We start from the raw sequence: 26,775 nt of genomic DNA, 5'->3' as shown, positions 1-26,775 counted from the left end.
TTTATTACCATAATCAAAAATAATTAAACGACGCAGATATGAGTTTAAACCCCAATCTACCTTTAGTTTATCATCCTAACTACTCGTTTAGTTTTGATCCCAAGCATCGCTTTGTAATGAGTAAATTTGCTCAGCTACACCAGCATGTTAAAACCCTTGGACTTGCTGGCAGTAATATCACAGAACCACCACATGGTAGTGTAGAAGAGCTAGAAATAGTACATTGTGAAAACTACATTCACGATTTATGGCATAACCGCCTAGATGAAAAAACCATGCGCCGTATTGGCTTGCCTTGGTCACAAGCACTAATGAACCGCACATTTACCGCTCCGTTGGGAACACTGCAAACCGCGCGTTTAGCACTTGAAAATGGACTTGCGTGCCATTTAGCAGGCGGCACTCATCATGCCCACAGTGATTTTGGCTCGGGTTTTTGTATGGTTAACGATTTAGCTTTTACCGCACAAACGTTAATTCAAAACCGGGAAGTTACCAACGTACTGATTTTTGATTTAGATGTTCACCAAGGCGATGGCACGGCAGCTATGCTGGCTCATCAACCATATGCGTTTACCTGTTCAATACACTGTGAAAAAAACTTCCCGTTTAGAAAGTCCCCTAGCGATTTAGATATTGGTTTAGCTAATAATATGCAAGACGCTGAATATTTAGGTATTGTTGACGATACGCTGCAATTTTTATTAAACGAGCTTAACCCGGATCTTGTTTTATACGATGCTGGCGTTGATATTTGGCAAGAGGATGGCTTAGGCAAACTGGATATTAGTTGGCAAGGGATAGAAAAGCGCGATCACTTAGTGCTTAAACGCTGCCTTGCAAATAATACTCCTGTTGCCACTGTGATTGGTGGAGGTTATGACAGAGATCATCAGCGCCTAGCAAAGCGCCATGGCATTGTTATAGAGCAAGCGGCTAGTTTTTAATTATATTTTTAACTGACTTGGCGTAATGCCGGTCCAACGCTTAAATGCTCGGCGAAAGTTAGGAATATCATAAAATGCAAGCCGATCAGCCACTCGTTCATTACCTTGCTGGCACACCCCCAGTAAATGCAGAGCTTTAAGTTTATTTTGTTCATCTTGTAATTGAGAGTAACTGACACCGTGTTGTTTTAACTTACGTTTAAACGTAGCAGAGCTCATGGCAAAATGCTCAGCACTGTTAGCAAGGCTGTTGTTTTTATCACGGTAAATGCGCTGGCACACAGCCTCAACAAAAGACTGTGATACATTCTTATGTAACTCACTTTGCGCTATGCACTGCTGCCACCTAAGCTGACTAGCCTCTGGGTTTGTGCACTTAAGTAGTTGTTTATTAAAGTGCCAACGGGTATAGGGTTGTTCAAACCGTATTCGTAAGCCTAAGTGCTGCTCATATTCTTGAATATGCCGAGGGCGTTTACAAGTAAAGTCAAAATAACAATGTGGATACACATTACATACTCGTTTTAGCAAGCTCATTAACGCAGCGCTATATATTTCAAAACAATAATTTTTTAATGACTCGTCCATACCGATACTCGGTTGCAAGTACAGATATAAATCGTCTTTAAATATATGCCTACGGGTAAATAATAAAGGGGCAATAACGGTACTAATTTGTTGTAATTGCTTCAAAGCCATACCTAAACTGGGGCTTAAACGCACACTTTGCACTGCTGGGCTAACGTCATTAACCAATTGATGACCCAGTAAAAAGCCACTATCATTACTCTTCATTAAGGCTTTAAACTGGCTAATTAAAGCCAATAACTGCGATAAACTAAAGCGCTGTGATAGATCATATAAATCTTGCTCAAAAATACCCGTACCACGCAGCAATTTATGCAGCGGGATCCCTCGTCCTTGAGCAAGCTCCACCAGCGCAGTGATCATTCCCTCCGCGCTGAGGTATTTATCATCTAGGCTAATATACTGCTGCACCTACAAGGGCCTTTTCTTGTTGTAATTGTTGATGTAACTGGCTGGTTTGCTGCACTGGATCTTGCGCTAAATCCATTGCCATGGTGGCGGTTAAAATATGCTGAAACTGTGCGCCTTTGCTTTTTGCGACTTTAAACGCACAATGGTTAAGCGCCGCTTTCATTTGCGCTAGTAATTCTTTGGCTTGGCTTTGGCTGGTATTCGGCATAAGCACAATAAAGCAATCTCCGGCATAGCGACAAAGCACATCATTCAAACGGCAATTCATTACTAATAAATCACTAATTTCTCGCAGTAACCTATCACCTTCACTAAAACCAAACTGCGCATTAAACTTTGCAAAATCACGAATATCAATAACACCTAAAGTGCCGCCTTGCTGCTCTGTTTGTTGTTGCTGCATGAGTGAATGTAAGTAGTTAACTCGGTATAACCCTGTTACCGGACAGACTTTTTCATGTTCGCGAAGATGCGCTTCACGACGACGCAATTGACGATTTAAAACAAATTGCTCTTGATGCCAATAATAAAGCCCTGCGCTGGTAAGCGACATACCAAACGGCGCTGGCAGTGACTCAAACCAGGTGAGCCATAATTGTGAAGGTTGCTTTAACCACTCATCGAGTAAATCGAGTGTGGCTGAGAACATAAACAAACCTAAACCTAACACTAATAAGGTAGTTACTTTGCCTGGCGGGCGTGAAATAAGTAACGCAACTATCCAGCTGAGGGTCATCAACACAATACCGCCCTCACCAACAATATCGAGCCACGCAATTTCTTGCCATTGCTTAAGTTCGCCAAAGTAAGCGCATATTGCTACAGCAATAACCAATAATAAAATTATGGTGTTGGTTAATTTTGCATGGCTGGTAAATGGGTTATATCGCATTGTTTAAGTCTTCTAAGATTTACACTATTACGTATGCTAGCGCGGTACTGATTTATTAGGCAGAGTCATTTTGGCTCATTGATATGACATTGAGATTAAAGTTTTTAGGTATTTAACCTAGTAATAACCATTTTTAGTGCGCTGGAGCCGTGTTTAAACAGCTCAAATGTCTGTTTAAAAAGCGCTAAGTTGGCGTTTTGTCAGGAATTAACTGTAAAACTGTCACATTAGCGTCATTAACTTTTTTTAGTTTGCTCACCAAACCAAGGACAACCGGAGCAAATCAATGAAACAATTTAAGTTAAATGCTGTTGTGGCGGCATTAGCACTGAGCCAATTTAGTGTTAGCGTGAATGCAGAGGAACAAACATCGCCAAGGGAACCTGAAGTAAAGGTTTCTGAAGAGCTTGTGGTATACGGCGAGATTGGTTATCGCAACCGCTCGCAAGAACTAGCGCCCACGCTGGAATACTCACAAGAATACTTTCAACGTTTTGAGCCACTTACCGCCGGTGATGCACTAAAGCGTGTTCCTAGTGTGACTTTTTTATCTGACGTACTGGAATCTGACGGCGCACGTATGCGTGGCTTGAGCCCTGCTTACACAAAAGTACTTATTAATGGCGAAGAAGTACCGGGTGCAGGTGCTGATCGCTCATTTTTTGTTGACCGCATTCCAGCAGAATTAATTGAGCGCGTAGAAATAATTCGTTCATCAAGTGCCAACCGCTCTGCCGATGCCATAGCAGGCACACTTAATATTGTACTACGCGATGGCTACAGCTTAGACGGCGGTTATATTCGCGCTGGTGGCTTACGTTACGATGACGGCGAACTAAAAGAAAGCTTTGCGAGCGTTTACGGCACTGAGTTTGCGGGTGGCCGTTTACTCGTAGGTGCCAATTTACAAGGTCGTTATAACCCAAAACAAAAATCAAGCAGACGTTATGGCGATAGCCCTGAAAATAACCCTAATTACGCAACAGACGATTTTGATAACCGTGAAGATCAATCTGATACTCGTGATGGCGATGACACATCATTAAATGCCAGCTTTGAAAAGGTGTTTGATAACGGCGGCAAGTTTGATATTAGCGCTATGTGGGTTGATACCGACCGTACCGAAGATGAGCGCTCTTTTGAATACGACGACCCCACTGCAACCTCAGGCTCTGTCGTTGAGGGTGGTAATTTAATCTCAGATAACGCAAACGTTTCGTTTATTGATCAAACCAACTACAACATTAATTCTGGCTATGAATTACCACTACTTGGCGGTACCAGCAAATTTAAGTTAGGTTATGCCAGCTTTGAAGAGTCTGTTTACGAACAAGAAGTTGAGCTTGATACTTCAGAGCTCCCAATGGTGTTTGAGGAAGCTGAAGAAACCGTTGATATCGATGATAAAGAGTGGTCATTACAATGGCAGCACAGCTTACTGGTAGGTGACTCGAAAGAAGTTCAATTTGGTGCTTTTGTACAAGGCAAAGAGCGCGATACCGCCATTTTTGTCGCTGAAGATGAAAGTGAGCAAACACTGACTGGATGGGCTCAATTTAGCGAGACGCCAATGTCATTAGCACAATTTAATAACGAATTTGAACCAGTAGACGGCGGTGTTAATGAACTTGAAGAAGACCGTTTTGACTTATTTGCGCTAATCAAGCATGAAGCGGATGTGTTCTCATGGGAGATGGGGGTGCGCTGGGAGTCAACTGACTCAAGCATTACCGATACCAATGAAGGCGTTACTGCCGAAAATGATTATGACTTTTTCTTACCGTCGGCTCACTTTCGTTACAGCGTCAGTGATAACGGACGAGTCAGCGCCTCTGTTGCTCGCAGCTTACGTCGCCCTGACTTTGACTACATGACACCCGCCCTACTTGAAGAAGAGCTCGCTGATAATGACTTTTTAGGCAACCCAAGTCTTAAACCAGAATCATCTTGGGGTATCGATTTAGGTTACGAATACCGTTTAGGTAAAAGTGGCGTTGTCGGTGTAAACGTATTTTACCGTGACGTTAGCGACCTTATTGAAATTGCCAGTACCGGTGTTGAAGGCTCAGAAGGCGAAGGCACATTTGTACTGCAACCACAAAATACTGGTGATGGCACAGTACAAGGTGTTGAATTTGATTTATCAACCCCACTTAGCGCCTTGAACATGCCTAATACAGGTATCTTCTTAAATTACTCTTGGCTCGACAGTGAAGTTGAAGACAGTTTTGGTAAGCGCAAATTTAATGACCAATCGGATTATGTTTATAACGTTGGCTTTATCCAAGATTTACCAACACTACGCGCATCATTTGGGGCAACGTACCGTAACCAAGGTGATGCATACGGACGCTTCGTGGGTGAAGAAGTGACAACCTCTTACGGTGCTGATTTAGAGCTTTTCGTTGAAAAGCGCTGGGATGACATCACTCTACGCCTTGTAGGTTCAAACTTACTGGATGCCAGCAAAGACGAAGTTTTCAATAAGTTTGACTCGCTTGATGATCAAAACAATCGTGCCTTTGATGAGTACGAGCTTGAATCGGAAGAAGCAGGCCCTGTGATTCAAGTAATGCTGCGTTACGCATTCTAATCACACGTATTGTCATTTTAAGCACGTAATGGCAAACCATCGCGTGCTTTTTTGGAGTTAAAACATGTTTAAATTGTCTTTCATAATGGCCGCGATACTGTGCTCATCAGCGCTTAGTGCAGACGAGCCTGTTGTTTATAAAGATGCGCTATACCAACAACAAAAAATAGCTAAGTTAACTACGTTGCCTAATAGCCTTAACTTTATGGTTATTGGTGATTGGGGACACAACGGCCACTTTTACCAAAAAGAAGTCGCTCATCAGCTAGAAATTGCTATGTATCAAACCGATGCCGATTTTATTGTCTCGACCGGCGATAACTTTTACCCAAATGGCGTGGCAAGTGTGAACGATCCTCTTTGGCAATCAGCCTTTGAGAACATATACCATGGCCCGCACACATTTGAAGATTGGTATGTTGTTTTAGGTAATCACGATTACTTGGGTAATGCCCAAGCACAAATTGACTACACCGAAAAAAGTCAACGTTGGCAGTTACCTGCAAGGTACTACAGTAAAACATTTGCGCTTGAAAACAACGAGCAAGTGTTAATGGTGTTTTTAGATACCAACCCAATTCAGCCTGAATATAAAGACCGTGATAAATACCGTTCAACCCAAGGACAAGACTATAAAACCCAACTTACTTGGCTTGAAACCCAACTTGCTGGCAGTAACGCAAAATGGAAAATTGTGGTAGGCCATCACCCGCTTTATTCAAGTGGTAAACGCTTTGGCCGCAACCAAGGGCTTCGCGACATTTTAGAACCTATTTTGGAGCGTCATAATGTGCATGCTTATATCGCAGGGCACGAGCACGACTTGCAATACAACCAACCAAAAAATAGCAAGGTGGCTCACTTTGTCTCTGGTGGTGGCAGCGAAGCGCGGTTTGTAAAACAACGTGAATTTACCCGCTACGCAGAAGCAACACCTGGTTTTTTAAGTATCTCTATCAATGGCGAAACTCTCAGTGTAAGCGCGATTAATCACCTTGGTGAAGTACGTTTTAACACTGAAAAGCACATAGATAAGTAAAGGATAAAATAATGAACTTTAAACTAAATACAATTTCAGCGGTGCTATCAAGTGCTGTGCTTGTAACTGCGCTTAGCGGTTGTACAAGTAATGACGATACCCAAAACACGACAGAAATAGCAAAGCCGGCTGTTGAGGCTAAGTTATTTGGCCCACAACAAAACATGCAAGGCTCACAAGCAGCAGCGCTAGGTAATAATCAATGGCTAATGGCGAGCGAAAGCCAGGGCTTATTACTTGCCGATAACGAGAAAAGCAGTGTGCTGTTAGCCGGTAACTTTGAGTCAATTTCACTAAAACAATTATCAGCGCAGCAATTTTTACTCGCCAGTCTGGATAAGAGCCAAGATAACGTTGCTATTTTTAAGCTTATGAAAAATGGCCAAACTTGGCAGCTAAATGAACTCACTCGTATTAGTCCGCCTCAAGCCCAGCCAGATGCTGTGTGTTTATTTAAAAACACCAATACCGAGACTGTATCAGCGTTTGTGCCGGATGTTCGCGGCTTGATCAGCGAAACGGTTATATATGATTTAGCAACTAACCAAGCTAAAAATATCGCAGTACGTGAATTTTCTGCGGTCACTGAGGCTTCAGGTTGTGCAGTAAATGACGACACAAAAACCCTGTATGTGGGTGAGGCAGAGCTCGGAGTGTGGGCCATTAATGCTGATGCAGAATCAGATGCCAATAAGCAACCTGTGGCTTTAGTACAGCCATACGGCGAATTAAACAGTGAGATTGGTGCCCTATCAGTATCACAAGACGGTACTTTATGGCTCAGCGCCACTGACGATAGTATGGTTTATGCTTACCAAGCTCAAACAGACACGCTTAGCCAATGGTCACTGTCAGGTGAGTACACTATTGAGTCTGTTGCAGCAAGCTTTATTAATGACAATCAAGCGCAGCTAGTTTTGATTGATGATGAAACCGGCGCTTACATTCAAGCAAACGTTAACTACGCAGCGCAAACTTCTGTCTCAAATAGCAAAGTTGCTATGACTCACCTTCATGCCAGCGCACAAACCACACCGGTTGCAGCGTTTGGTGATGCAGCAGATGACCCAGCAATTTGGATAAATGAGCAAGACGCTAAAAACAGCTTAATTTTAGGCACAGATAAACGCCGCGGCTTGATGGTTTATGACCTTGCTGGCAACAAAGTACAGTCGCTCAATATAGGGCGTTTAAATAATGTTGATGTGCGCCAACATCAAGGTATAAACAACGAAACCCATACGTGGATCACTGCCAGCAACCGTACGCTTAACAGTATTAGCGTATTTACTGTTGATGGAGAAAACAAAGTAAACCATGTAACAGAAATAGCCACTAACCTACCTGAGATTTACGGTATGTGTATGTATTCGTCTGATTCTGGCCATTACGTGTTTGTTAATGATAAATCAGGTTTATTCCAGCAGTATAAACTCACTGGTGATCAAGATAACCTAAGCGGTGAACTGGTTAGAGAGTTTACCCTACCAAGCCAACCTGAAGGCTGTAGTGCTGATGATAAACTAGGCCAATTATTTGCAGGTGAAGAAGATGCAGGTATTTGGTATATCGGCGCAGAGCCTACCGCTGGTAACAAAGCAGTAAAGCTACAAAGTGTTAATGAACAATTGGTGGCAGATGTAGAAGGTATGGAAATTTATCATGCTAATGATGGGCGCTATTTAGTGGTATCAAGCCAAGGCGATAATAGCTATGTGCTTTACAAAATCTCAGATGATACACAGCCTAGCCTCAGTTTTGCAGGTAAGTTTAATGTGATTGCTAACCTAGATAAAGGTATAGATGGCGTAGGTGAAACTGACGGTTTAACCGTTACAGCAAAAGCTTTACCAGGTTATCCTGAGGGTATGCTTATAGTACAAGACGGTTATAATCGTATGCCACTGCAACCGCAAAACTTTAAAGTTATTGACTGGCGAGAAGTGAAAAAAGCAATTAAATAATAGCTAACTCTAAATATACTGATACACACTAAAGCTTTAGTGTGTATCAGGTTTAAGCCTTACTAAAATTTAACTAAAGATAATTTTTTATAAATGTATACTACACTTTATATCTATAAATTAATTGAGGTTATTATGCGGCTACCCTACTTCGTATCTTTATTTATCAGCATTGTATTTTGTACCAGCTCGCTTGCTAATGCCGAAGAGCCACCAGAACTTCCGCCATTAAACCCCAAATATGAAGCAGAGCATGCCATGGTATTGGTTAATAAAGGCTCAAGTGTATACGCCATTAACATTCCAAGCTTTGAGCTTCCCTTTGATATGCATGTTATGTACAAGGTAGATGTATCTGATATTCCATTTTTAGATTTAGTACGTGATGCTGAGTTAGTTACAGTAAAATCAAAGCCGTTTAATATTCAACGCTTAATGCGAGGCGAAGAAGTCGCAATTACCGCAGATGTGTATCTTGGAGATTATAGACAAGGAGGTAGCTTAGTTTACAGCGATAAATTAATAGAGCTTAGCGAGCAGTTATTTACTCGTGAGCTAACTGATTTAAGCCCAGCCTCAAAATGGCAACAGTACGACATGGTTACGCTAAAAAATAACGAGCGTATTTACATTCACCAAATAACTCAACCACCAAGCTATCATCATATTATGTTTGTTGATTTAAGTGGTGCCTGTTTACAAAAGTTTCGCACCTCAACTGAAGTGCCCTCTGCTGGTGAGCTCAATTATAAATTTATAAATTGTGGCACATTGAAACCGATGTTTTATGATGCTGAAAGCTTAAGCAAATAAGCTTTATTTGAAAACGTGTTCAGCAATCAATTCAAGTCCAGCTTGCATCGCCAAAGTTGATTGCCCAGCAAATCCTAAACGTACATAACTGTGTTGCTTAGGTATTAAGCTGCGTTCTGAACCTTTAAAGTAAAATTCAGGCTCAACCTGTACATACACGCCTTTACTTTGCAGTACTTGCTTTAATTGGTCCACCGGTTTATTTAAATTAACCCACATCGCCATGCCACCGTCGGGTTTTATATATTCAATTGGATAGCCTGATAATTGCAGCTGCGTTAGATAATCACCCATCGCTTCATAGCGCTGCTTATAGAGCTTTGTCATACGCTTTAAATGGCGTTCAAAACCACCTTCTTTCATCCAGTGTGCGACAGCTAATTGCATAATCACATCATTTTTATGGTTCATTAGCTGCTTCCATGCGGTTAATTGTGCGATTACCCCAAGCGCTGCACAGATATAGCCAATCCTTGCTGCTGAAAACATAATTTTTGAAAACGTTGATAGATATATCACAATGCCTGCGGGGTCATCGGCAGCCATGGGTTGCAAAGGCTGGCAACGGTAGTGAAATTCATGGTCGTAGTCATCTTCAATAATCATCACATTATGGGCATAACACAGTTGATAAATTTGTAAGCGCCGGGTGGGTGATAAGGTCACAGTCGTTGGGTATTGATGCAGTGGCGTTAAATACAGAAGTTTAATGGGATAGCGTTCGAGCTGAGTTTTAAAATCATCAACACACAACCCTTCATCATCTTGTTTTATATCTATAAGCTGCGCGCCACATGCTGCAAATGCTTTACGAGCAGGCGGGTAACCTAAGGTTTCGGTTGCAACATAATCGCCTTTATTAATAAAGGCTTTTGATACTAAAAAAAGCGCTTCTTGAGAGCCATTACACATAAGAATATCGGCTGTTTTTAGGTTTCGTGCTTTGTGTAAATAATGACTAATTTGCGATTTTAAATTAGGCTCCCCAGCCACATTACCATAGTGAAATTGGCTGGTATCTAAATGATTAAACACATGACTTACAGAGCGTTTAAATTCTTTATAGGGAAAGCGTGTTAAATCGGGTAAGCCTCCAGCAAAGTTATAAGCATAGTGATTTAAGTCCATTATAGGTTCTGACACCGTAAGCGTGGTAGCAAATCGATACGGCTTAGGATCCAATGCTTGAGACTGGGCAGTGTTTATACTGTTTTGAATAGGCAATGTATTGGTAACGCTGTAGCCTGATCGTTCATAGGATTCCAACCATCCTTCTGCGACAAGAAGTTGTAGGGCATTCATTATTGTATGACGGTTTAATCCGTATGCTTGTGCCATATCGCGCGCAGAGCAGAGTTTGCTGCCAGCGAGAATGTCCCCTTTTATAATCGACTCCCTAAGTGCATCTGCTATTTGCAGGTATTTAGCTTTACTCTGGCTAGTGAGCTTTATATTAAGTGGCTGCATAAACACCTTCCAAACTGGTATAGGTAAAAATTAAATTTTGGTTGTTTTTAATAAACCAATAAAGCGTACATTTGTTATGAATAAATAGCAAAATATGGGGCTTATAATGTTCACAACGCAAATTCATCAAACCAACAAGGTTGCCTTAGAGCCACTTAAACTCAAACATCTCGAGGGTCTATATCAAGCAGGTAAACACCCACAAGTTTGGCAGTGGGTATTAAGTAATTACACACAAACCCAAGTTAAGTTGGAGCAATGGTTTACACATAGCGCGCAGTTTAATCAAAACGAGCAAGTGGTTTTTGCCATTATTGATAAACATTCACAGCAAGTTGTTGGCACAACCCGTTTATTTAGGTTAGACAGTAACAACTTAAGCGCTGAAATTGGCCATACTTTTATTAGCTTCACTGCACAGCGAACATACGTAAATACGCATGCAAAATATTTACTTCTGAGATATGCATTTAATCAACTTAATTTAGTACGGATTAGCTTTAATACCCATGAGCACAATCAACAATCACGCAATGCAATTGCCCGTTTAGGCGCTAAGTTTGAAGGAATCGCCCAAAAAGACCGACGCCTAGAAGATGGTTCATATCGCAACACCGCAAAATTCAGCATTATTGACGAACAATGGGCAGCTATAAAGCTACGACTTGAGGAGCAATTATAATGTACCCACCCGAGCACTTTATGCAAAAAAACACCGAGCAATTGCATGCGCTTATTAATAACTTTCCATTAGCAACAATTTTTATGCCCTGCTCAAATAGTCAATTAAATAAAATTTGTCATGTACCTATGTTATTCAACTCCTTAGAAAATATGTTTATTGCACATGTAGCAAAGCATAATCCACTATCAAAGCTTGATAATAAACAGGTGAATTTACTCTTTAATAGTGACAATTGCTATTTATCACCCTCCTATGCGGATAATCAAACATTGCCTAGCTGGCTTTACGCATCGGTGTTAGTGACTGCAAAAGTACATATTATTAAAGATGAGCTAAAAAAAGATCTCGTAATGCGAACCCTTACTAGTCATTTTGAGAAAACATTTGAGCCTGAGTGGAAAATTGATGAAGTGCCTGAGCAGCATCGCAATACAATGTATCAGCACCTCAGTTTTATAGAGCTTACGCCAATTCACTGGCAAGGTAACTTCAAACTCAGTCAAAATAAATCAGCCGCTACAAGAAATAAAATAAAACAAAGTCTGGTAGATGCCAATAAGCACTCAATAGCGGCCTTGTTTTAGGAATGAAAAAAGGCTCCTCGCAATGCTCAGAGCCTTTGGTTAACTTTGGGAATTAACTCGGTTCATTGATCAGATAAGATCAGTTTAGCGCCACTAACTGTGGCGCAATTGTTTGATAATCTACCGCCATGGCAATACTCAAAGCGGTAATATTAATAATTGAGAACGCAAACACTTGGCGTGCCCAACGGGTGGTGTCTATGTTGTAGCGATACCCTCTAAGTGCCATGAGTAACCACCAAAAACTGGTGATACAGGCAACGGCCATAAAGGCAGCACCGGTATAACCACTAATTGGCAATAACATCACTACTAAGGCATATACTGCAATATAAAGCACAATATGGCGCTTAGCTTTATCAACACCTTGCGCCACGGGTAATACTGGAATATTAGCGGCTTGGTAATCCTTAAAGCGAAAAATAGCAATCGCATATGAATGCGGCATTTGCCACAAACTAAACATCACCAGCAGTATTAATGCGCCTATATCGAACACACCCGTAACGGCGCAATAGCCAACAACAGGTGGAACTGCGCCCGACAGACTACCAATAAACGTGCCGTAAACAGAGTTGCGTTTCATGTAGAGGCTATAAACCCCTACATAGATAACATAGCCAAAGGCGGCAAAAAATACCGCCGCTTGAGTGGTAAAGGCGATTAATAAGCCAAAGCCAATTAGCCCTAATAACACGCCATGGCTTAAAGCGGCTTTTGCAGACATTTCACCCGTTACAGTCACACGTGAGCGAGTGCGCGCCATGGCAACATCAATGTCTCTATCAATAACATTGTTTATGGCACATCCCGATGCAACAACAAGCGATAAACCAACCAAGGTAACCAACATTAACCATGGGTCTATATCACCGCGGGCGGCGAGTAAAAAACCACCGGCAACGCTGATCAAATTCCCCATAATAATACCTGGCTTAGTAACAGCTAAATAACGACGAAACATCTGAAACCTCTAGTACATCATCATTGCGTTTGATTCATAAATGATCCAAACAGACAGTCCAACCACCATGACGATGATCAACGCGCTAAACAAGAAGGTAAAGGTATTTGCTTTACCTTCATCAGTGGTGAAATTAAGGTGTAAAAAGTATTTTAAATGCACCCAAATTTGCACGATTGCTAAAGTAACGATACTCCAGAGTGTGGTGACCTTTGAAAAGTCGCCCTCCATCACCATCCAAAATGGAATGGCCGTTAAAATCACTGATAAGACAAAGCCAATCAGGTATGTTTTAACACTACCATGTGACTGATCATGATGTTGGCTTTGCATTTGCTCTAAAGCATGTGTTTCGCTATGGCTCATTACATTGCCCCCATTAAATAAACAACGGTAAATACACAAATCCACACAATATCTAAAAAGTGCCAAAATAAGCTTAAGCAACTTAAGCGCGTGACGGTTTGTTTACCTAAACCGCGCTTAATCACCTCAATCATCATTATGCTCATCCAGATAAGGCCTGCAGTTACATGTAAACCATGCAAGCCCACTAATGAGAAAAACGATGTTAAAAAAGCACTTTGCTGTGGGCCATTGCCATGAACAATTAAATGATGAAACTCATAAATTTCCATACCAATAAACACCGCGCCTAAACAAAAAGTGACCGCGAGCCAACCAAGCGTCAGCGCCTTTTTTTGCCCTTGAGCGGCAATCATGGCAAAACCAAAAGTAATACTACTTATAAGTAGCGCCGCAGTTTCAACGGCAACAAAATCAAGCTCAAAAATATCTTTGCCCGATACACCGCCTGCGGTGTTCATATAAAGCACTGCGTAGGTTGCAAAAAATGAGGCAAATAAAAGGCAATCGGTCATTAAATAAAGCCAAAAGCCAAAGATTGTATCGCCTGAGGTATCGTGATGTTCATGCGTATGACTTACGCTATGAGGCTCTAAATTTACATGGCCTTGAGTTGCAGATAACGTACTCATGCACTTACCTCCTTCGTGTTACTGGCAATATGCGCGCCTTCAATTTGTAATATTTCATCGTTTTGCACGTAGTAATCTACATCACTGGTGTAAGCACGGTTAATAAACAGCGCAATCGCGCCAATAAAACCAAGCCCTGCTAGCCACCAAATATGCCAGATCATGGCAAAACAAAACGCCGTTAAACTCGCAGCAATAAGCACACCCGATGCGGTATTTTTTGGCATATGAATTGGGCTATAGCTAGATTTACCTTGATAAGCCAGGCCTTTTTCTTTCATGTCAGTCCATGTATCAATATCATCAACATGCGGGATTTCAGCAAAGTTATAATATTGCGGTGGTGATGACGTTGACCATTCAAGCGTATGGCCGTTCCAAGGATCGCCAGTGGTATCATCAAGCGCTTCGCGGTTTTTAAAGCTCACATATAGCTGAATAATTTGGCAAATAATACCGAACATAATAATCACGGCACCCACTGCAGCAATATAAAGCCAGATATTCCAATCAGGATTATTAGAGTGGTTTAAGCGACGCGTCATGCCTAAAAAGCCGAGTACGTACAATGGCATAAAGGCTACGAAGAAACCGATTAACCAACACCAAAATGACGCTTTACCCCAACGCTCATCAAGCTTAAAGCCCATTGCTTTTGGAAACCAAAAAACAAAGCCGGCTAAGTAGCCAAATACTGCGCCACCAATGATGGTGTTATGGAAATGAGCGATTAAGAATAAGCTGTTATGCAATACATAATCGGCACCAGGGATTGCCAGTAATACCCCCGTCATACCACCAATACTGAAGGTAACCATAAAACCAAGCGTCCAAAGTACCGGTACAGTAATGCGCAAACGGCCACGATAAATAGTAAACAACCAACTAAATAACTTAACCCCAGTAGGCACAGCTATGACCATGGTCATCACCCCAAAGAAGGCATTTACATTGGCGCTTGAGCCCATAGTAAAGAAGTGGTGTAACCATACAATAAAGCCAAGAATAGAAATGGCACCGCTGGCATATACCATCGATTTATAACCAAATAAACGTTTACCAGTGAAGGTCGACACTATTTCAGAGAAGATACCAAAAGCTGGTAATACTAAAATGTATACCTCTGGGTGACCCCATGCCCAAAACAGGTTGATATACATCATGGCGTTACCGCCTGCTTCATTAGTGAAGAAGTGGAAATCTAAATAACGGTCTAGCGTTAGCATGGCCAGCACTGCGGTTAAAATTGGAAATGATGCTGCAATTAAGATATTTGCCCATGTACATGCCCATGTGAAAATTGGCATTTTCATCAGTGTCATACCAGGGGCACGCATTTTAAATACTGTCACTAGGAAGTTAACAGCGGTTAATAGCGTACCGAGCCCCGATATTTGCAAGGCCCAAATATAATAATCGACCCCCACCCCAGGGCTAAAGGTCAACTCCGACAACGGTGGGTAAGCAACCCAGCCTGTTTTAGCAAATTCACCAAATATCAGCGATAGATTTATTAAAATGGCGCCACTAGCAGTAAACCAAAAACTTAAATTATTTAAAAATGGAAAAGCCACATCGCGAGCACCAATTTGCAGTGGTACAACAATATTCATTAAACCAATCATAAATGGCATCGCCATAAAGATGATCATAATAACGCCATGGGCGGTGAATATTTGGTCGTAATGTTCTGGTGGCAGATAACCTGGCGCGCCACTGGTAGCAAGCGCTAACTGCGCACGCATCATAATGGCATCAGAAAAACCACGAAACAGCATGATTAGCGCTAATAAAATGTACATAACGCCTAAGCGTTTATGATCAACCGAGGTGATCCAGTCGCGCCAAAGCACACCCCATTTTTTATATTTTGTTATTAGCCCAGCTATAATAAGCCCGACTATAGCAATCACCGCCATGGTAACCATGATAATAGGTTCATGAAACGGAATTGCATCTATAGATAATTTACCTAAAAACGACATGATTATTCCTCGCCCTGGCTGTGTGATGATGGCATTGTATGGTTACCCATTGCCTGATGCTCATTACTCATCTGCTGATGTTTACCCATCGAGTGGTGTTTTTTGTTCATATCGCCATGCGCCTGCATGTATTTCATCACTATGGTATGAAATAAACCTTCATCAACCTTGCCATAATAAGCGACGGGATTGTTTTCACTCGCTTTGGCAAGCTCAACATAATTGGCATGAGTAAGGCTATTAGCGTTAGTTTTAACCTGTTCAACCCACTGGTTAAAGTCAGCTTTTGTTGGTGTTGCGATGGCATTAAATTTCATACCAGTAAAACCCGCACCACTGTAATTAGCCGAAAAGCCTTTAAACGTGCCTGGCTCATTAGCGATTAAATGCAGCTTAGTTTCCATGCCCGCCATTGAGTAAATTTGACTACCTAACTGGGGAATGAAAAACGAGTTCATGGTACTTTCTGAGGTGATTTTGTATTCAACCGGAACATTAGCAGGAAATACCAATTCGTTTACCGTAGCAATACCTTGCTCAGGGTAAATAAATAACCACTTCCAATTAAGTGACACCACTTCAACAGTTAAGTGTTCACCTTTACCCTCTATCGGTTTATAAGGGTCAAGCTCTTGAGTTGACTGCCAGGTGATCACACCTAAAATAACAACAATAACAATAGGAACCGCCCATACAACAGCCTCAATCTTATTAGAGTGAGCCCATTTTGGTGCGTAAATTTCATGGTTTTGTGTGTCTCTGTATTTCCAAGCAAAATATAAAGTCATCACAATAACGGGGATCACTACTAACAACATAAGCACAGTGGCGATGATGATCAGATTTTTCTCATCAATACCTATCTGCCCTTTTGGGTCGAGTACCCCGCCATTACAGCCTGATAAAATCAGCGCCATACTAGCTAAAGCAATATTAAAAAGGTTACGAATTAACAAGGGACTATCCTAAAACCTAAAGAGTTTTTATTAGCTGCCAAAAATATTTAGCAACGATATTTGATAAAAACCCAAGTTAATTAAGATTGAATTACAAATAATGCAGAGCGAATGCAAGCATGAAGTATTGACTACTGGCTTAATAAAAAACACCTAGCAGAACCAACCCAGCTTTTTTAAACACATTAATATAACGCAATAAAAATTAACTTGGGTGAGGTGTGGTTGGCTGAGAGTGTGTAAAAACACTAAGCTACAATGAAAGTAATCGTTATTTACAGCAAGAATAAATAATTAGATACCACAGGTGTAACCTATACCCATAAAAATTAATGGGTAAACAGACAACCTGTAAAGCTAGGTGGAGCACGACAACCATGTGCAGCTTGCACGGGTTGCTGAACTTTAGCCTCGCTAAAAGCAAAGGCTGCTTTACGGAGGATTATTCCAGCACGACGCGCTGGAAACATGTGGAACAATAGCCAACAAAGGCCAATAAGTAACTGACACGATAAGATAGGATGAGCTAAGAATTCGGCAATAGTCAGTAATAATGGCTCTATAAAAAAGCCATCACTGATCAATGCTTCAAGCCTAAAGGCATCCTCAATAGCGCCACTAAGCAACATAACGGCATTAAAAACTAATAATGTTACAGCCACACTCACGCCTCTTTTCGCTTTATTAAAGCGCTCATGCAACACTGACTTACCTAAGGTAAGCAAAGCGCTGGTATGAAACAAAGAAAATGAGTTCAAAAACATTAACCTATTAAAATGACTAATAACAAAATTAGGTATACACCGTGGCAACAAAAACAAGTTGCAGCCGTAAAGCCTTATACAGTGACATGAAATACAGTCTCAACGCATTAGCACTATTTTGCTAAGCTAGAATTGATCCGCATCAATAGAACTTTCAAAACTTACTGAAAGTTCGGGCATGAGTATAACAAAGAGAGTTTTCTGTTCAAGATAAAAACACGATTATTTTATCAGCTGATGATTTATTTATGGCGATATAAATAAAAAACCTCCCGTAGTGAGCTACGAGAGGTTTTTTGTTTAAACAGAAATAAATCTATTTAAAGAATTTGGTTTTCTTTCCATACTTGCTCTTTGGCTAGACGCTTTTTGCGTTTATCGCATGGATCATCGCAATCACATGCTTTATCAATACCTACAGAGCCTAAGCCTCCGCAGCTACTCGCCATCGATTTTCTTTGAACTATCATGCCTATCGCCATCGCAGCGACAATTAAAATAAGTAAGCCAAAGGTTAGAAAAAAAAGTGACATTGCTTAGCCCCTATTGTTCAGCAATAAAATGAGCTCAAATAGCGTATTTGAGCTCCTTACATTATATACCCTCATGCTAAGGATATAAACCTAAAGACTATAAATAAGGCTTAAACGCAGGACTTGAATAAGTGACTAAACCATCAGGCGATTTAGCAATTAAATACACTGGCAAATCATGCTGCTGCGCATAGCGTTGTGCTTTTTCCATACCCATAACCGTTAAAGCAGTCGCTAAACCGTCGGCCGTCATGGCGCTAGGGTGTAAAACTGTGACAGAAACTAAGTCATGTTTAATTGGCATCCCTGTCATAGGATCAATAAGGTGAGTATAGGTTTCGCCATCCATAGTATAAAAGATTCGATAATCACCCGAGGTGGCAATACCGTTATTGCCTGGTGCAAGTACACGGTGTACTTTTCGCTCACCTGGGTTTGCATCAGGTTGCTCAATTGCTATTCGCCATGCTTGATTGTCTGGTTTTGTACCAGCAATACGTAACTCCCCGCCAATCTCAACCATGTAATCTGTAATGCCTTTGCTTTGTAATAGCTCTGCCACTTTATCAATACCATAGCCTTTTGCTGTAGCTGAAAACGACAACTCTAAATCAGCCATCGTTTTTGCTAAGCCTTGCTCGTTAAGGACCAGCTTATCTATACCAATGTTATTGATCATATTTGCCAGAGCTTCATTCGTTGGGCGCTTTGTTGGTTTTTTATCCGGGCCAAACCCCCATAAATCTATCAACGGTCCCATCGTCACATCTAGGGTCTTAGTTGAATTACCTATACGCATAGATTCACTAATAACTGCCCTGAAGTCATCACTGATTGGCATTACTTCGTTGGCATCTAAACGGTTAAAGGTGTTTATTTCAGAATCTTTAATATAGGTCGACATAGACTGGTTGATATCAACTAAAACCGCATCGATTTCTGCTTGTACTGCTTGAGGGTCAACTTGCTCAGCGTAAAACTTAATGTGGTAAGTTGTACCCATCGTTTTACCTTCTAAGTAGGTTTCCTCTGGGACTGATTTTCCACATCCAGATAACAGTAAAGTCAGCGTGATTATAAATAAGGCGATTATGCCCTGGGGAGTATTTACTTTGTTCATAACAACCCTACTTAATAGGTTAAAAATTAATATAAAAAAGCCTCGTCACATAAAATGCGACGAGGCTGGTATTTTAACTAAATTTAATCAGTTTGGGTATTAGCCACCGAAATCATCTAGTAAGATGTTTTCTTCTTCAACACCTAAGTCTTTAAGCATAGTGATAACAGCCGCATTCATCATTGGAGGACCACACATGTAGAACTCACAATCTTCAGGCGCTTCGTGATCTTTAAGATAGTTCTCAAATAACACGTTATGGATAAAGCCTGTGTAGCCTTCCCAGTTATCTTCTGGTTGCGGATCTGAAAGCGCTGTGTGCCAAACGAAGTTTTCGTTTTGCTCAGCTAGGCCGTCAAAATCTTCAACATAGAACATTTCACGTTTAGAACGCGCACCATACCAGAAACTAATTTTACGTTTAGAGTTTAAACGCTTAAGTTGGTCAAAGATATGTGAACGCATTGGTGCCATACCTGCACCACCACCTACGAATACCATTTCAGCGTCTGTGTCTTTAGCGAAGAACTCACCAAATGGACCAGAAATAGTTACTTTATCGCCTTCTTTAAGTGACCAAATGTACGAAGACATTTTACCACATGGTAGGCTTAGGTTTCTTGGCGGCGGCGTAGCGATACGCACGTTAAGCATGATGATGCCTTCTTCTTCTGGATAGTTAGCCATTGAGTAAGCACGAATTGTTTCTTCGTCTACTTTTGACTCCAGATCGAAGAAACCAAAATGGTTCCAATCGCCACGATACTCTTCAGGAATATCGAAATCTGCATATTTAACATGGTGAGCTGGCGCTTCGATCTGGATGTAACCACCCGCACGAAACGGCACTGACTCGCCATCAGGAATTTGTAGCTTAAGTTCTTTAATGAACGTCGCTTTGTTATCGTTAGAGATAACTTCACAATCCCATTTTTTAACACCGAAAATTGACTCTTCAAGTTCAATTTCCATGTCGTTTTTAACATTAACCTGACACGCTAGGCGACAACCTTCACGTGCTTCACCTTTAGAGATGTGGTCAAGTTCAGTTGGCAGAATATCACCGCCGCCTTCTTTAATGTGTACGCGACACTGGCCACAAGAGCCACCGCCACCACATGCAGAAGATACGAAAATACCTGACTCAGATAGTGCACCTAATAGCTTACTACCTGCTGATGTTTTAATGGCTTTGTCTGCATCGCCATTAATGCCGATGATGATATCACCGCTTGCAACTAGCTTAGATTTAGCACCAATGATGATTAAAACTAGTATTACAACGATAGCGATAAAAACACCAACGCCTAAGAAAATATCCATGATTGACCTCGCTATTATTACAGTGAAATACCAGAGAATGACATAAAGCCAAGACCCATCAAGCCAACAGTGATGAAGGTAATACCTAAACCACGTAAACCATCTGGTACGTCTGAATACTTCATTTTCTCACGGATACCTGCAAGTAATGTAATTGCAAGCGCCCAACCCACACCAGCGCCAATACCATAAACAACAGACTCGCCGAAGTTATAGTTACGCTCAACCATGAAGGCTACCGCACCAAAAATTGCACAGTTAACTGTGATTAGTGGTAAGAAAATACCTAATGCGTTGTAAAGCGGTGGGAAGAACTTATCTAATGCCATTTCAAGAATTTGCACTAGTGCTGCAATAACACCAATGAAAGTTAAGAAACGTAAAAAGCTAAGATCTGCTTCTGGGTAACCAAGCCACTCTAGTGAACCTGGTGCTAATACCGCATGGTAAACCAAGTTGTTAACCGGTACTGAAATACCTAATACAACAATAACCGCTACACCTAGACCAATTGATGTAGTTACTTTTTTAGACACGGCTAAGAAAGTACACATACCTAGGAAGAATGCTAACGCTAAGTTTTCAATAAAAACGGCTTTTACAAATAAACTAATATAATGTTCCACTTATCGCCCCTTACGCTTTAGCTTCTACTTGGTCTTTCTTATAAGTACGAAGTACCCAAATGAATAAACCAATGATGAAGAATGCACTCGGTGGTAAGATCAATAGACCCATAGGTTGGTACCAACCACCATTTTGTACTAATGGAATAATATCAACACCGAATAGTGAACCTTTACCGAATAACTCACGAATAAAGCCAACAGTAAGTAACACTACAGAGTAACCTAAGCCATTACCAATACCATCAAGGAAAGACATTAATGGCGGCGACTTCATTGCATAAGCTTCAGCACGACCCATTACGATACAGTTAGTAATGATTAGACCAACGAATACTGATAACTCTTTTGCCGTAGCGTAAGAGAAAGCTTGTAGTACTTGGTCAACCACGATTACTAATGATGCAATAATCGTCATCTGTACGATGATACGTACTGATGAAGGGATATGGTTACGAATAGTCGAGATAAAAAGGCTAGAGAATGCAGTTACCAAGGTCAATGCAATTGACATGATTAATGCATTTTTTAAGCTAGACGTTACCGCTAGCGCAGAACAAATACCAAGTACTTGTAATGCGATTGGGTTGTTAGCGAAAACTGGACCAAATAGGACCGCCTTCATTTCTTTAGTATCAGCCATTAGTTCAATGCTCCTTTACGTACTTTCGCAAGGAAAGGGCCAAAGCCATTTTCGCCAGTCCAAAAATCAACTGCATGGTCAACACCATTAGACGTTAATGTAGCACCTGAAAGACCATCGATCTTATGCTCATCACCGGCTGCAGTCCCTTTAACGATTTGGATTGGTAACTCTTTACCTTCCCACGTTGCAGTCCACTGTGGGTTTTGAATTTCACCACCTAGACCAGGTGTTTCGTTATGTTTGTAGAAAATGATGTCTTTAATAGTTTCGCCATCGCTTTCAAGCGAGATAAAACCGTACATTAAACCCCATAAACCATAACCCTGAATAGGAAGGATGATTGCATCAGTAGAGCCATCGTCTTTTTTAGAGATATAAACAGGCGCACGCTTGGTAATACGTTGAATACCGGCGATGTCTTTAATACCATTCTCTTTTAAAGATTTACTTAAATCAGCATCGTATTTGCTTTTTTCAAAGTCAAAATCTTCTACCGGCTCAGCAAACTCACCACTTTGCATATCAACAAAGCGAGTTTCGATTTTAGCATCAAACGTTTCGGCAACGTTATCAACTTTGCCAATACCAGCAGCAGCTAAGATATTGCTTTGAATATCTTTTGCTTTATTTGCTTTTTGCAGAGGGCGTAGTTGTACAGATGTTAGCGATACAATAACTGCACACACTAAACATAATGAGACAACAACAGCTAGCGTTTTGCCAATTGATTCGTTATTACTAGACATTACGTGCCAACCTCCGCTTGATATTAGCTTGCACTACAAAGTGATCGAATAAAGGTGCAAACAAGTTAGCAAATAAGATTGCTAGCATGATGCCCTCTGGGTATGCAGGGTTAACAACACGGATCATGATAACCATAAAGCCAATAAGCGCACCGTATGCTAATTTACCTTTATCAGTAAATGCAGCAGATACAGGGTCAGTTGCCATAAAGAACATACCGAATGCAAAACCACCCAATACCATGTGCCAGTACCAAGGCATAGCAAACATCGCATTGGTTTCAGAACCAATGGTGTTCAGTATTGATGAGGTTACTACCATACCTAGGAATACACCTAGCACGATACGCCAAGACGCGATGCGCACGTAGATTAGGAATAAACCACCAATAAGTACAGCTAGTGTAGACGTTTCGCCCATAGAACCTTGAATGAATCCGTAAAACGCATTCCACCAAAGCTCAATATCAGTCGCGTAATTTAACGTACCAGCAAACGCTTGACCAAGCATCGTCGCGCCAGAGAATGAATCTACGGCAGTCCATACTGTGTCACCTGAAATTTGTGCAGGGTATGCGAAGAATAAAAACGCACGACCAGCAAGCGCAGGGTTTAAGAAGTTACGGCCTGTACCACCAAATATTTCTTTTGCTATAACTACACCAAAAGTAATACCTAGCGCAACTTGCCATAAAGGAATCGTTGCAGGCAGAATTAATGCAAACAATACAGAAGTTACGAAGAAACCTTCATTAACTTCATGCTTACGCACAGAAGCAAATAACACTTCCCAGAAACCACCAACAATAAAGGTAGTTGCATAAATAGGTAGGAAGAAACAGGCTCCGTAGAACATTTTCGCCCCCCAGCCTGCATCAACGGTTAATTCACCGCCAAGTAACTGGAATAAACCTACTTGCCAAATATTCGCTAGCTCAAAGCCATTACCAAGTGCAATTGCAGCTTGATGACCAATATTGAACATACCAAAGAACATGGCAGGGAACGTCGCCATCCACACTAAAATCATCATGCGTTTTAGGTCGATGTTATCACGAACGTGAGTTGAACCTTTATTTACGTAACCTGGCGTGTAAAAAATAGTCGCAGCAGCTTCATACAGCGCGTACCATTTCTCATGCTTACCACCTGGTTCAAAATGTGGTTCGATATCTTCTAAGAAAGTTTTTAAGCCCATTTTAGCCTTCCTTCTCGATCGTAGTTAAGCAATCGCGTAGGGCTGCGCCGTACTCGTATTTGCCAGGACAAACGAAGGTGCATAACGCTAAATCTTCTTCATCTAATTCAAGCGCACCTAATGAAATTGCACTGTCTAAATCACGAGACAATAAGTCACGTAATAAAAGCGTTGGCAAAATATCAAGTGGCATAACACGCTCATAGCTTCCAAGTGGAACCATGGCACGTTTTGAACCGCCCGTAGACGTTGTCATTTTAAATAAACGACTCGGTGTAAGGTGAGACAAGAATGTACGCGTTACAGAGAATTTATCACTACCTGGTGCAATCCAGCCAAACAATTCTTTTTCGCGACCTTCAAGTAATACAGATACTTGAACGTGGTAACGGCCTAAGAATGCATGAACACCAGACGACGTAGCACCTGCAAGTACAGAACCAGAAATAACACGGTTATCACCGTCTTCTAATTCACCTGCTACTAAGTCATCTAATGAAGCACCTAATTGTGTTTTCACTAAACGTGGATTCTTAACACGCGGACCTGCAAGCGAAATCACACGGTCTGTGTAAATTTCACCAGTAAGGAAAAGGTGACCATACGCAATAACGTCTTGGTAACCAATGTGCCAAACTTGCTTACTAGCAGATACTGGGTCAAGGTTATGGATATGAGTGCCAACAAGGCCAGCTGGGTGCACGCCACCAAACTCATGTACTTCTACTTGAGCAATAGGTGAACTAGGAACTTGACTGCCTGCTTGCTTACAAACAAATACTTTGCCATCGGTTAAACGTGACACAACAGCCAAACCTGCTTCAAACGCTTTCGCATTTTCAGCAATAACTACTGCAGGATCTGCAGCAAGTGGATTGGTATCGATAGCTGTCACAAAAATAGAGCTAGGATTTGCATCCAACGCCGCTATTTTACTAAATGGGCGAGCACGAAGTGCTGTCCATTGACCCGATTGAACTAGTACTTCTTTAGCTTTTTCACGGTCTAAGCTGTTAAGCTCAGTTTCCGAGAAAGAACCAAAGGTGATTTGCTCACTGCCGTTTACTTCAATAACAACAGATTGCAGAACACGTTTAGCACCGCGATTAATTTCTTTTACTGTACCAGAAGCTGGTGCAGTAAATAATACGCCTGGGTTCTTTTTATCTTCAAAAAGTACCTGGCCTTTTTTGACTTGGTCATCCACACGAACATGCATGGTTGGACGCATACCGATAAACTCTTCACCTAGCACAGCTACACGTTTGACGGCAGAACCATCATGAATAACTTGCTGAGGTGCGCCCTCTAAGGGTAAATCCAGACCTTTTTTTATATTGATCATACGCACTTGCACTACATTAACGGAAAGAAACTGAAAAATCGTACCAACCACGCCGCTATTTGTATTATTGCAAGCTATAAAATGACTCGCTATAGATACCAAACAAGCAGCGCAGTAAAACTCCTCACATATTGCTTTGATTTTAACATTATTGTGACTGACTATGCGAGTGTATTTATGAAAATTATACGAGAGAAACGTTTATTTAGTTTTGTAATTCATAATTAATAAAATACAAGCTAGACCAAAGTGGTAAATAAACCAACAAATAGCAAATTTTTTTTCAAATCAAGGCTAAAAAACAAAAAAGTCGCACTAGGCGACTTTTTCAAAATTGCATTACTAGCTACAGATTAATCAATCATATTTGCAATTGGCGCAACAGGATTAACATCTTGCTCGTAATCAACCGTATCAATGCCAAAACCAAACAGGCGTAAAAACTCATTATGGTAGCCCACGTAATCCGTTAACTCATCAATTGAACTTGTGTCTACACTATCCCAAATAGTTTGAACACGTGCTTGAACGTCATCTTCCAGCTCTTTGTAGTTTTGGAATAAATGTCCGCCCTCATCAAAACGTGGTGAATCACCGTATAGGTTTTCATTAAATAACGCATGAATTTGCTCAATTGTGCCCTCGTAAGTGCCATCAGCCTTCATCACTTTAAATAGTGCCGAAATGTAAAGCGGCATTATTGGGATTGCCGAGCTTGCTTGGGTAACAACGGCATTAAGTGAAGAAACGTAAGCTTCGCCATTTAAATCTTGGGTAGCGGCTTTAATAGCTGCAGTGGCACGGTCTAGGTCTTCTTTTGCCTTACCTATGGTTGCATGTCCATATATTGGCCAAGTTAGTTCTTTACCAATGTATGTGTAAGCCGTTGTTTTAAAGTTATCTGCTAGTACATCAGCGTCTTTAAGGGCGTCAATCCACATTTCCCAGTCTTCGCCACCCATTACTTTAATGGTGTTGTCGATATCGTCTTGGTTTGCTGCTTCAACAGTTACTTCATCAATTTCACGCTTTGACGTATTTAAGTTTTTAGTCGTTACCGCATTACCAATTGGCTTAAGTGTTGAAGAAAACACTTCCCCTGTATTTGGATCAGTACGACGAGGTGATGCTAAGCTGTAAATAATACAGTCAACTTTACCTAATTCAGCTTTAATGGTGTCGATTGTTTTTTGTTTGATTTCGTTAGAAAACGCATCACCATTAATATTTTTAGACCATAAGCCTTCAGCTTCAGCGGCTGTTTGAAATGCCGCCGTGTTGTACCAACCCGCAGAGCCTGTTTTACGTTCAGTGCCTTCTTTTTCAAAGAACACACCCAATGTTTTAGCGCCACCACCAAATGCAGCGGTAATGCGAGATGCAAGGCCATAACCTGTAGACGCACCAATAACTAATACATTTTTAGGCGCATTTTTTAATGCTCCTTGCTGCTTAACATAATTAATTTGTTTTTGAACATGCTCTGCACAGCCAACTGGGTGTGCATTGGTGCAGATAAATCCGCGAATTTTAGGCTTAATGACCATTGATCATCCTATATCTTTTACAATAAAAATTAGCGCTAGTT

25 protein-coding genes are annotated in these 26,775 nt (G+C 41.1%); 7 read left to right on the top strand and 18 right to left on the bottom strand.

Annotated features, from left to right (window positions below):
• The first annotated feature begins 38 nt into the window (after positions 1 to 38).
• Positions 39 to 947 carry a histone deacetylase gene (locus tag AN392_RS01705; RefSeq protein ID WP_055011645.1) on the top strand — a complete coding sequence of 303 codons (909 nt, stop codon included), beginning with the start codon at positions 39 to 41 and terminating at the stop codon, positions 945 to 947.
• Here the strand turns inward: AN392_RS01705 and AN392_RS01700 are convergent, their stop codons facing one another.
• Both AN392_RS01700 and AN392_RS01695 read right to left on the bottom strand, forming a co-directional pair.
• On the bottom strand, positions 948 to 1,946 hold the full coding sequence (locus tag AN392_RS01700; RefSeq protein WP_055011644.1) for an AraC family transcriptional regulator ligand-binding domain-containing protein: 999 nt from the start codon (positions 1,944 to 1,946) through the stop codon (positions 948 to 950).
• Positions 1,930 to 2,838, bottom strand: coding sequence for a GGDEF domain-containing protein (locus AN392_RS01695; RefSeq protein WP_010391112.1), 909 nt, complete (start codon positions 2,836 to 2,838; stop codon positions 1,930 to 1,932). Before AN392_RS01695 ends, AN392_RS01700 begins: the two co-directional genes overlap by 17 nt.
• A gap of 286 nt (positions 2,839 to 3,124) precedes the next feature.
• Between AN392_RS01695 and AN392_RS01690 the strand changes: the two genes are divergently transcribed.
• From AN392_RS01690 to AN392_RS01675, 4 genes are all read left to right on the top strand, one after another.
• The gene (locus AN392_RS01690) at positions 3,125 to 5,431 is read left to right on the top strand and encodes a TonB-dependent siderophore receptor (protein WP_055011643.1); all 2,307 of its coding nucleotides are present in this window, start codon (positions 3,125 to 3,127) and stop codon (positions 5,429 to 5,431) included.
• 64 nt (positions 5,432 to 5,495) lie between these two features.
• Positions 5,496 to 6,470, top strand: a complete 975-nt coding sequence (locus tag AN392_RS01685; protein ID WP_055011642.1) for a metallophosphoesterase — start codon at positions 5,496 to 5,498, stop codon at positions 6,468 to 6,470.
• Between the two features lie 11 nt (positions 6,471 to 6,481).
• Positions 6,482 to 8,434 carry a phytase gene (locus AN392_RS01680; RefSeq protein WP_055011641.1) on the top strand — a complete coding sequence of 651 codons (1,953 nt, stop codon included), beginning with the start codon at positions 6,482 to 6,484 and terminating at the stop codon, positions 8,432 to 8,434.
• Between the two features lie 135 nt (positions 8,435 to 8,569).
• On the top strand, positions 8,570 to 9,247 hold the full coding sequence (locus AN392_RS01675; protein WP_055011764.1) for a hypothetical protein: 678 nt from the start codon (positions 8,570 to 8,572) through the stop codon (positions 9,245 to 9,247).
• Between the two features lie 3 nt (positions 9,248 to 9,250).
• Here the strand turns inward: AN392_RS01675 and AN392_RS01670 are convergent, their stop codons facing one another.
• Positions 9,251 to 10,714 carry a PLP-dependent aminotransferase family protein gene (locus AN392_RS01670; RefSeq protein WP_055011640.1) on the bottom strand — a complete coding sequence of 488 codons (1,464 nt, stop codon included), beginning with the start codon at positions 10,712 to 10,714 and terminating at the stop codon, positions 9,251 to 9,253.
• A gap of 106 nt (positions 10,715 to 10,820) precedes the next feature.
• Between AN392_RS01670 and AN392_RS01665 the strand changes: the two genes are divergently transcribed.
• Positions 10,821 to 11,396, top strand: coding sequence for a GNAT family N-acetyltransferase (locus AN392_RS01665; RefSeq protein WP_055011639.1), 576 nt, complete (start codon positions 10,821 to 10,823; stop codon positions 11,394 to 11,396).
• Positions 11,396 to 11,983 carry an FMN-binding negative transcriptional regulator gene (locus AN392_RS01660; RefSeq protein WP_055011638.1) on the top strand — a complete coding sequence of 196 codons (588 nt, stop codon included), beginning with the start codon at positions 11,396 to 11,398 and terminating at the stop codon, positions 11,981 to 11,983. Before AN392_RS01665 ends, AN392_RS01660 begins: the two co-directional genes overlap by 1 nt.
• A gap of 79 nt (positions 11,984 to 12,062) precedes the next feature.
• Here the strand turns inward: AN392_RS01660 and cyoE are convergent, their stop codons facing one another.
• From cyoE to fabV, 15 genes are all read right to left on the bottom strand, one after another.
• Positions 12,063 to 12,947, bottom strand: coding sequence for a heme o synthase (gene cyoE / locus AN392_RS01655; protein WP_008465480.1), 885 nt, complete (start codon positions 12,945 to 12,947; stop codon positions 12,063 to 12,065).
• Positions 12,948 to 12,956: 9 nt separating this feature from the next.
• Complete coding sequence (cyoD, locus tag AN392_RS01650) at positions 12,957 to 13,313, bottom strand: cytochrome o ubiquinol oxidase subunit IV (protein ID WP_008111918.1); 357 nt, start codon at positions 13,311 to 13,313, stop codon at positions 12,957 to 12,959.
• Positions 13,313 to 13,945: a cytochrome o ubiquinol oxidase subunit III gene (gene cyoC, locus AN392_RS01645; protein ID WP_008111916.1), complete on the bottom strand. Its 633-nt coding sequence runs from the start codon at positions 13,943 to 13,945 to the stop codon at positions 13,313 to 13,315. Before cyoC ends, cyoD begins: the two co-directional genes overlap by 1 nt.
• Positions 13,942 to 15,930 carry a cytochrome o ubiquinol oxidase subunit I gene (gene cyoB, locus AN392_RS01640; RefSeq protein WP_055011637.1) on the bottom strand — a complete coding sequence of 663 codons (1,989 nt, stop codon included), beginning with the start codon at positions 15,928 to 15,930 and terminating at the stop codon, positions 13,942 to 13,944. The genes cyoC and cyoB overlap by 4 nt, the downstream gene beginning before the upstream one ends.
• Positions 15,931 to 15,932: 2 nt before the next feature.
• Entirely contained in the window at positions 15,933 to 16,886 is a 954-nt protein-coding gene (gene cyoA / locus AN392_RS01635) for a ubiquinol oxidase subunit II (RefSeq protein WP_008111912.1), read from the bottom strand.
• A gap of 329 nt (positions 16,887 to 17,215) precedes the next feature.
• Complete coding sequence (locus AN392_RS01630; RefSeq protein WP_010391099.1) at positions 17,216 to 17,644, bottom strand: hypothetical protein; 429 nt, start codon at positions 17,642 to 17,644, stop codon at positions 17,216 to 17,218.
• A 326-nt stretch (positions 17,645 to 17,970) separates the two neighbouring features.
• Positions 17,971 to 18,183 (bottom strand): (Na+)-NQR maturation NqrM, encoded by a 213-nt coding sequence (nqrM, locus tag AN392_RS01625; protein ID WP_010391098.1) that lies wholly within the window; start codon positions 18,181 to 18,183, stop codon positions 17,971 to 17,973.
• 97 nt (positions 18,184 to 18,280) lie between these two features.
• Positions 18,281 to 19,303, bottom strand: a complete 1,023-nt coding sequence (locus AN392_RS01620) for an FAD:protein FMN transferase (protein WP_055011636.1) — start codon at positions 19,301 to 19,303, stop codon at positions 18,281 to 18,283.
• Positions 19,304 to 19,402: 99 nt separating this feature from the next.
• A complete protein-coding gene (nqrF, locus tag AN392_RS01615) occupies positions 19,403 to 20,626 on the bottom strand; it encodes an NADH:ubiquinone reductase (Na(+)-transporting) subunit F (RefSeq protein ID WP_008111899.1) in 1,224 nt (407 codons plus the stop codon).
• A 17-nt stretch (positions 20,627 to 20,643) separates the two neighbouring features.
• Entirely contained in the window at positions 20,644 to 21,252 is a 609-nt protein-coding gene (gene nqrE / locus AN392_RS01610) for an NADH:ubiquinone reductase (Na(+)-transporting) subunit E (RefSeq protein ID WP_006791490.1), read from the bottom strand.
• Between the two features lie 10 nt (positions 21,253 to 21,262).
• Complete coding sequence (locus AN392_RS01605) at positions 21,263 to 21,895, bottom strand: NADH:ubiquinone reductase (Na(+)-transporting) subunit D (RefSeq protein WP_006791491.1); 633 nt, start codon at positions 21,893 to 21,895, stop codon at positions 21,263 to 21,265.
• Complete coding sequence (locus AN392_RS01600) at positions 21,895 to 22,644, bottom strand: Na(+)-translocating NADH-quinone reductase subunit C (RefSeq protein ID WP_008111895.1); 750 nt, start codon at positions 22,642 to 22,644, stop codon at positions 21,895 to 21,897. The genes AN392_RS01605 and AN392_RS01600 overlap by 1 nt, the downstream gene beginning before the upstream one ends.
• Positions 22,637 to 23,842, bottom strand: a complete 1,206-nt coding sequence (locus tag AN392_RS01595; RefSeq protein WP_008111893.1) for an NADH:ubiquinone reductase (Na(+)-transporting) subunit B — start codon at positions 23,840 to 23,842, stop codon at positions 22,637 to 22,639. Before AN392_RS01595 ends, AN392_RS01600 begins: the two co-directional genes overlap by 8 nt.
• A gap of 1 nt (position 23,843) precedes the next feature.
• The gene (locus AN392_RS01590) at positions 23,844 to 25,187 is read right to left on the bottom strand and encodes a Na(+)-translocating NADH-quinone reductase subunit A (protein ID WP_055011635.1); all 1,344 of its coding nucleotides are present in this window, start codon (positions 25,185 to 25,187) and stop codon (positions 23,844 to 23,846) included.
• Positions 25,188 to 25,540: 353 nt separating this feature from the next.
• Positions 25,541 to 26,734 (bottom strand): enoyl-ACP reductase FabV, encoded by a 1,194-nt coding sequence (fabV, locus tag AN392_RS01585; RefSeq protein WP_055011634.1) that lies wholly within the window; start codon positions 26,732 to 26,734, stop codon positions 25,541 to 25,543.
• Positions 26,735 to 26,775: the final 41 nt, after the last annotated feature.

It is taken from the genome of Pseudoalteromonas sp. P1-16-1b (genome assembly GCF_001401785.1).
In the GTDB taxonomy this organism is placed as follows: Bacteria; Pseudomonadota; Gammaproteobacteria; order Enterobacterales; family Alteromonadaceae; genus Pseudoalteromonas; species Pseudoalteromonas undina.
This window is presented reverse-complemented; position numbering and strand designations above follow the sequence as displayed.

Coding starts and splice junctions, on each gene's coding strand:
- AN392_RS01705 (WP_055011645.1), top strand. CDS start 39: ATGAGTTTAAACCCCAATCTACCTTTAGTTTATCATCCTAACTACTCG.
- AN392_RS01695 (WP_010391112.1), bottom strand. CDS start 2,838: ATGCGATATAACCCATTTACCAGCCATGCAAAATTAACCAACACCATA.
- AN392_RS01690 (WP_055011643.1), top strand. CDS start 3,125: ATGAAACAATTTAAGTTAAATGCTGTTGTGGCGGCATTAGCACTGAGC.
- AN392_RS01685 (WP_055011642.1), top strand. CDS start 5,496: ATGTTTAAATTGTCTTTCATAATGGCCGCGATACTGTGCTCATCAGCG.
- AN392_RS01680 (WP_055011641.1), top strand. CDS start 6,482: ATGAACTTTAAACTAAATACAATTTCAGCGGTGCTATCAAGTGCTGTG.
- AN392_RS01675 (WP_055011764.1), top strand. CDS start 8,570: ATGCGGCTACCCTACTTCGTATCTTTATTTATCAGCATTGTATTTTGT.
- AN392_RS01670 (WP_055011640.1), bottom strand. CDS start 10,714: ATGCAGCCACTTAATATAAAGCTCACTAGCCAGAGTAAAGCTAAATAC.
- AN392_RS01665 (WP_055011639.1), top strand. CDS start 10,821: ATGTTCACAACGCAAATTCATCAAACCAACAAGGTTGCCTTAGAGCCA.
- AN392_RS01660 (WP_055011638.1), top strand. CDS start 11,396: ATGTACCCACCCGAGCACTTTATGCAAAAAAACACCGAGCAATTGCAT.
- cyoE (WP_008465480.1), bottom strand. CDS start 12,947: ATGTTTCGTCGTTATTTAGCTGTTACTAAGCCAGGTATTATTATGGGG.
- cyoD (WP_008111918.1), bottom strand. CDS start 13,313: ATGAGCCATAGCGAAACACATGCTTTAGAGCAAATGCAAAGCCAACAT.
- cyoC (WP_008111916.1), bottom strand. CDS start 13,945: ATGAGTACGTTATCTGCAACTCAAGGCCATGTAAATTTAGAGCCTCAT.
- cyoB (WP_055011637.1), bottom strand. CDS start 15,930: ATGTCGTTTTTAGGTAAATTATCTATAGATGCAATTCCGTTTCATGAA.
- nqrM (WP_010391098.1), bottom strand. CDS start 18,183: ATGTCACTTTTTTTTCTAACCTTTGGCTTACTTATTTTAATTGTCGCT.
- AN392_RS01620 (WP_055011636.1), bottom strand. CDS start 19,303: ATGAACAAAGTAAATACTCCCCAGGGCATAATCGCCTTATTTATAATC.
- nqrF (WP_008111899.1), bottom strand. CDS start 20,626: ATGGATATTTTCTTAGGCGTTGGTGTTTTTATCGCTATCGTTGTAATA.
- AN392_RS01605 (WP_006791491.1), bottom strand. CDS start 21,895: ATGGCTGATACTAAAGAAATGAAGGCGGTCCTATTTGGTCCAGTTTTC.
- AN392_RS01600 (WP_008111895.1), bottom strand. CDS start 22,644: ATGTCTAGTAATAACGAATCAATTGGCAAAACGCTAGCTGTTGTTGTC.
- AN392_RS01595 (WP_008111893.1), bottom strand. CDS start 23,842: ATGGGCTTAAAAACTTTCTTAGAAGATATCGAACCACATTTTGAACCA.
- AN392_RS01590 (WP_055011635.1), bottom strand. CDS start 25,187: ATGATCAATATAAAAAAAGGTCTGGATTTACCCTTAGAGGGCGCACCT.
- fabV (WP_055011634.1), bottom strand. CDS start 26,734: ATGGTCATTAAGCCTAAAATTCGCGGATTTATCTGCACCAATGCACAC.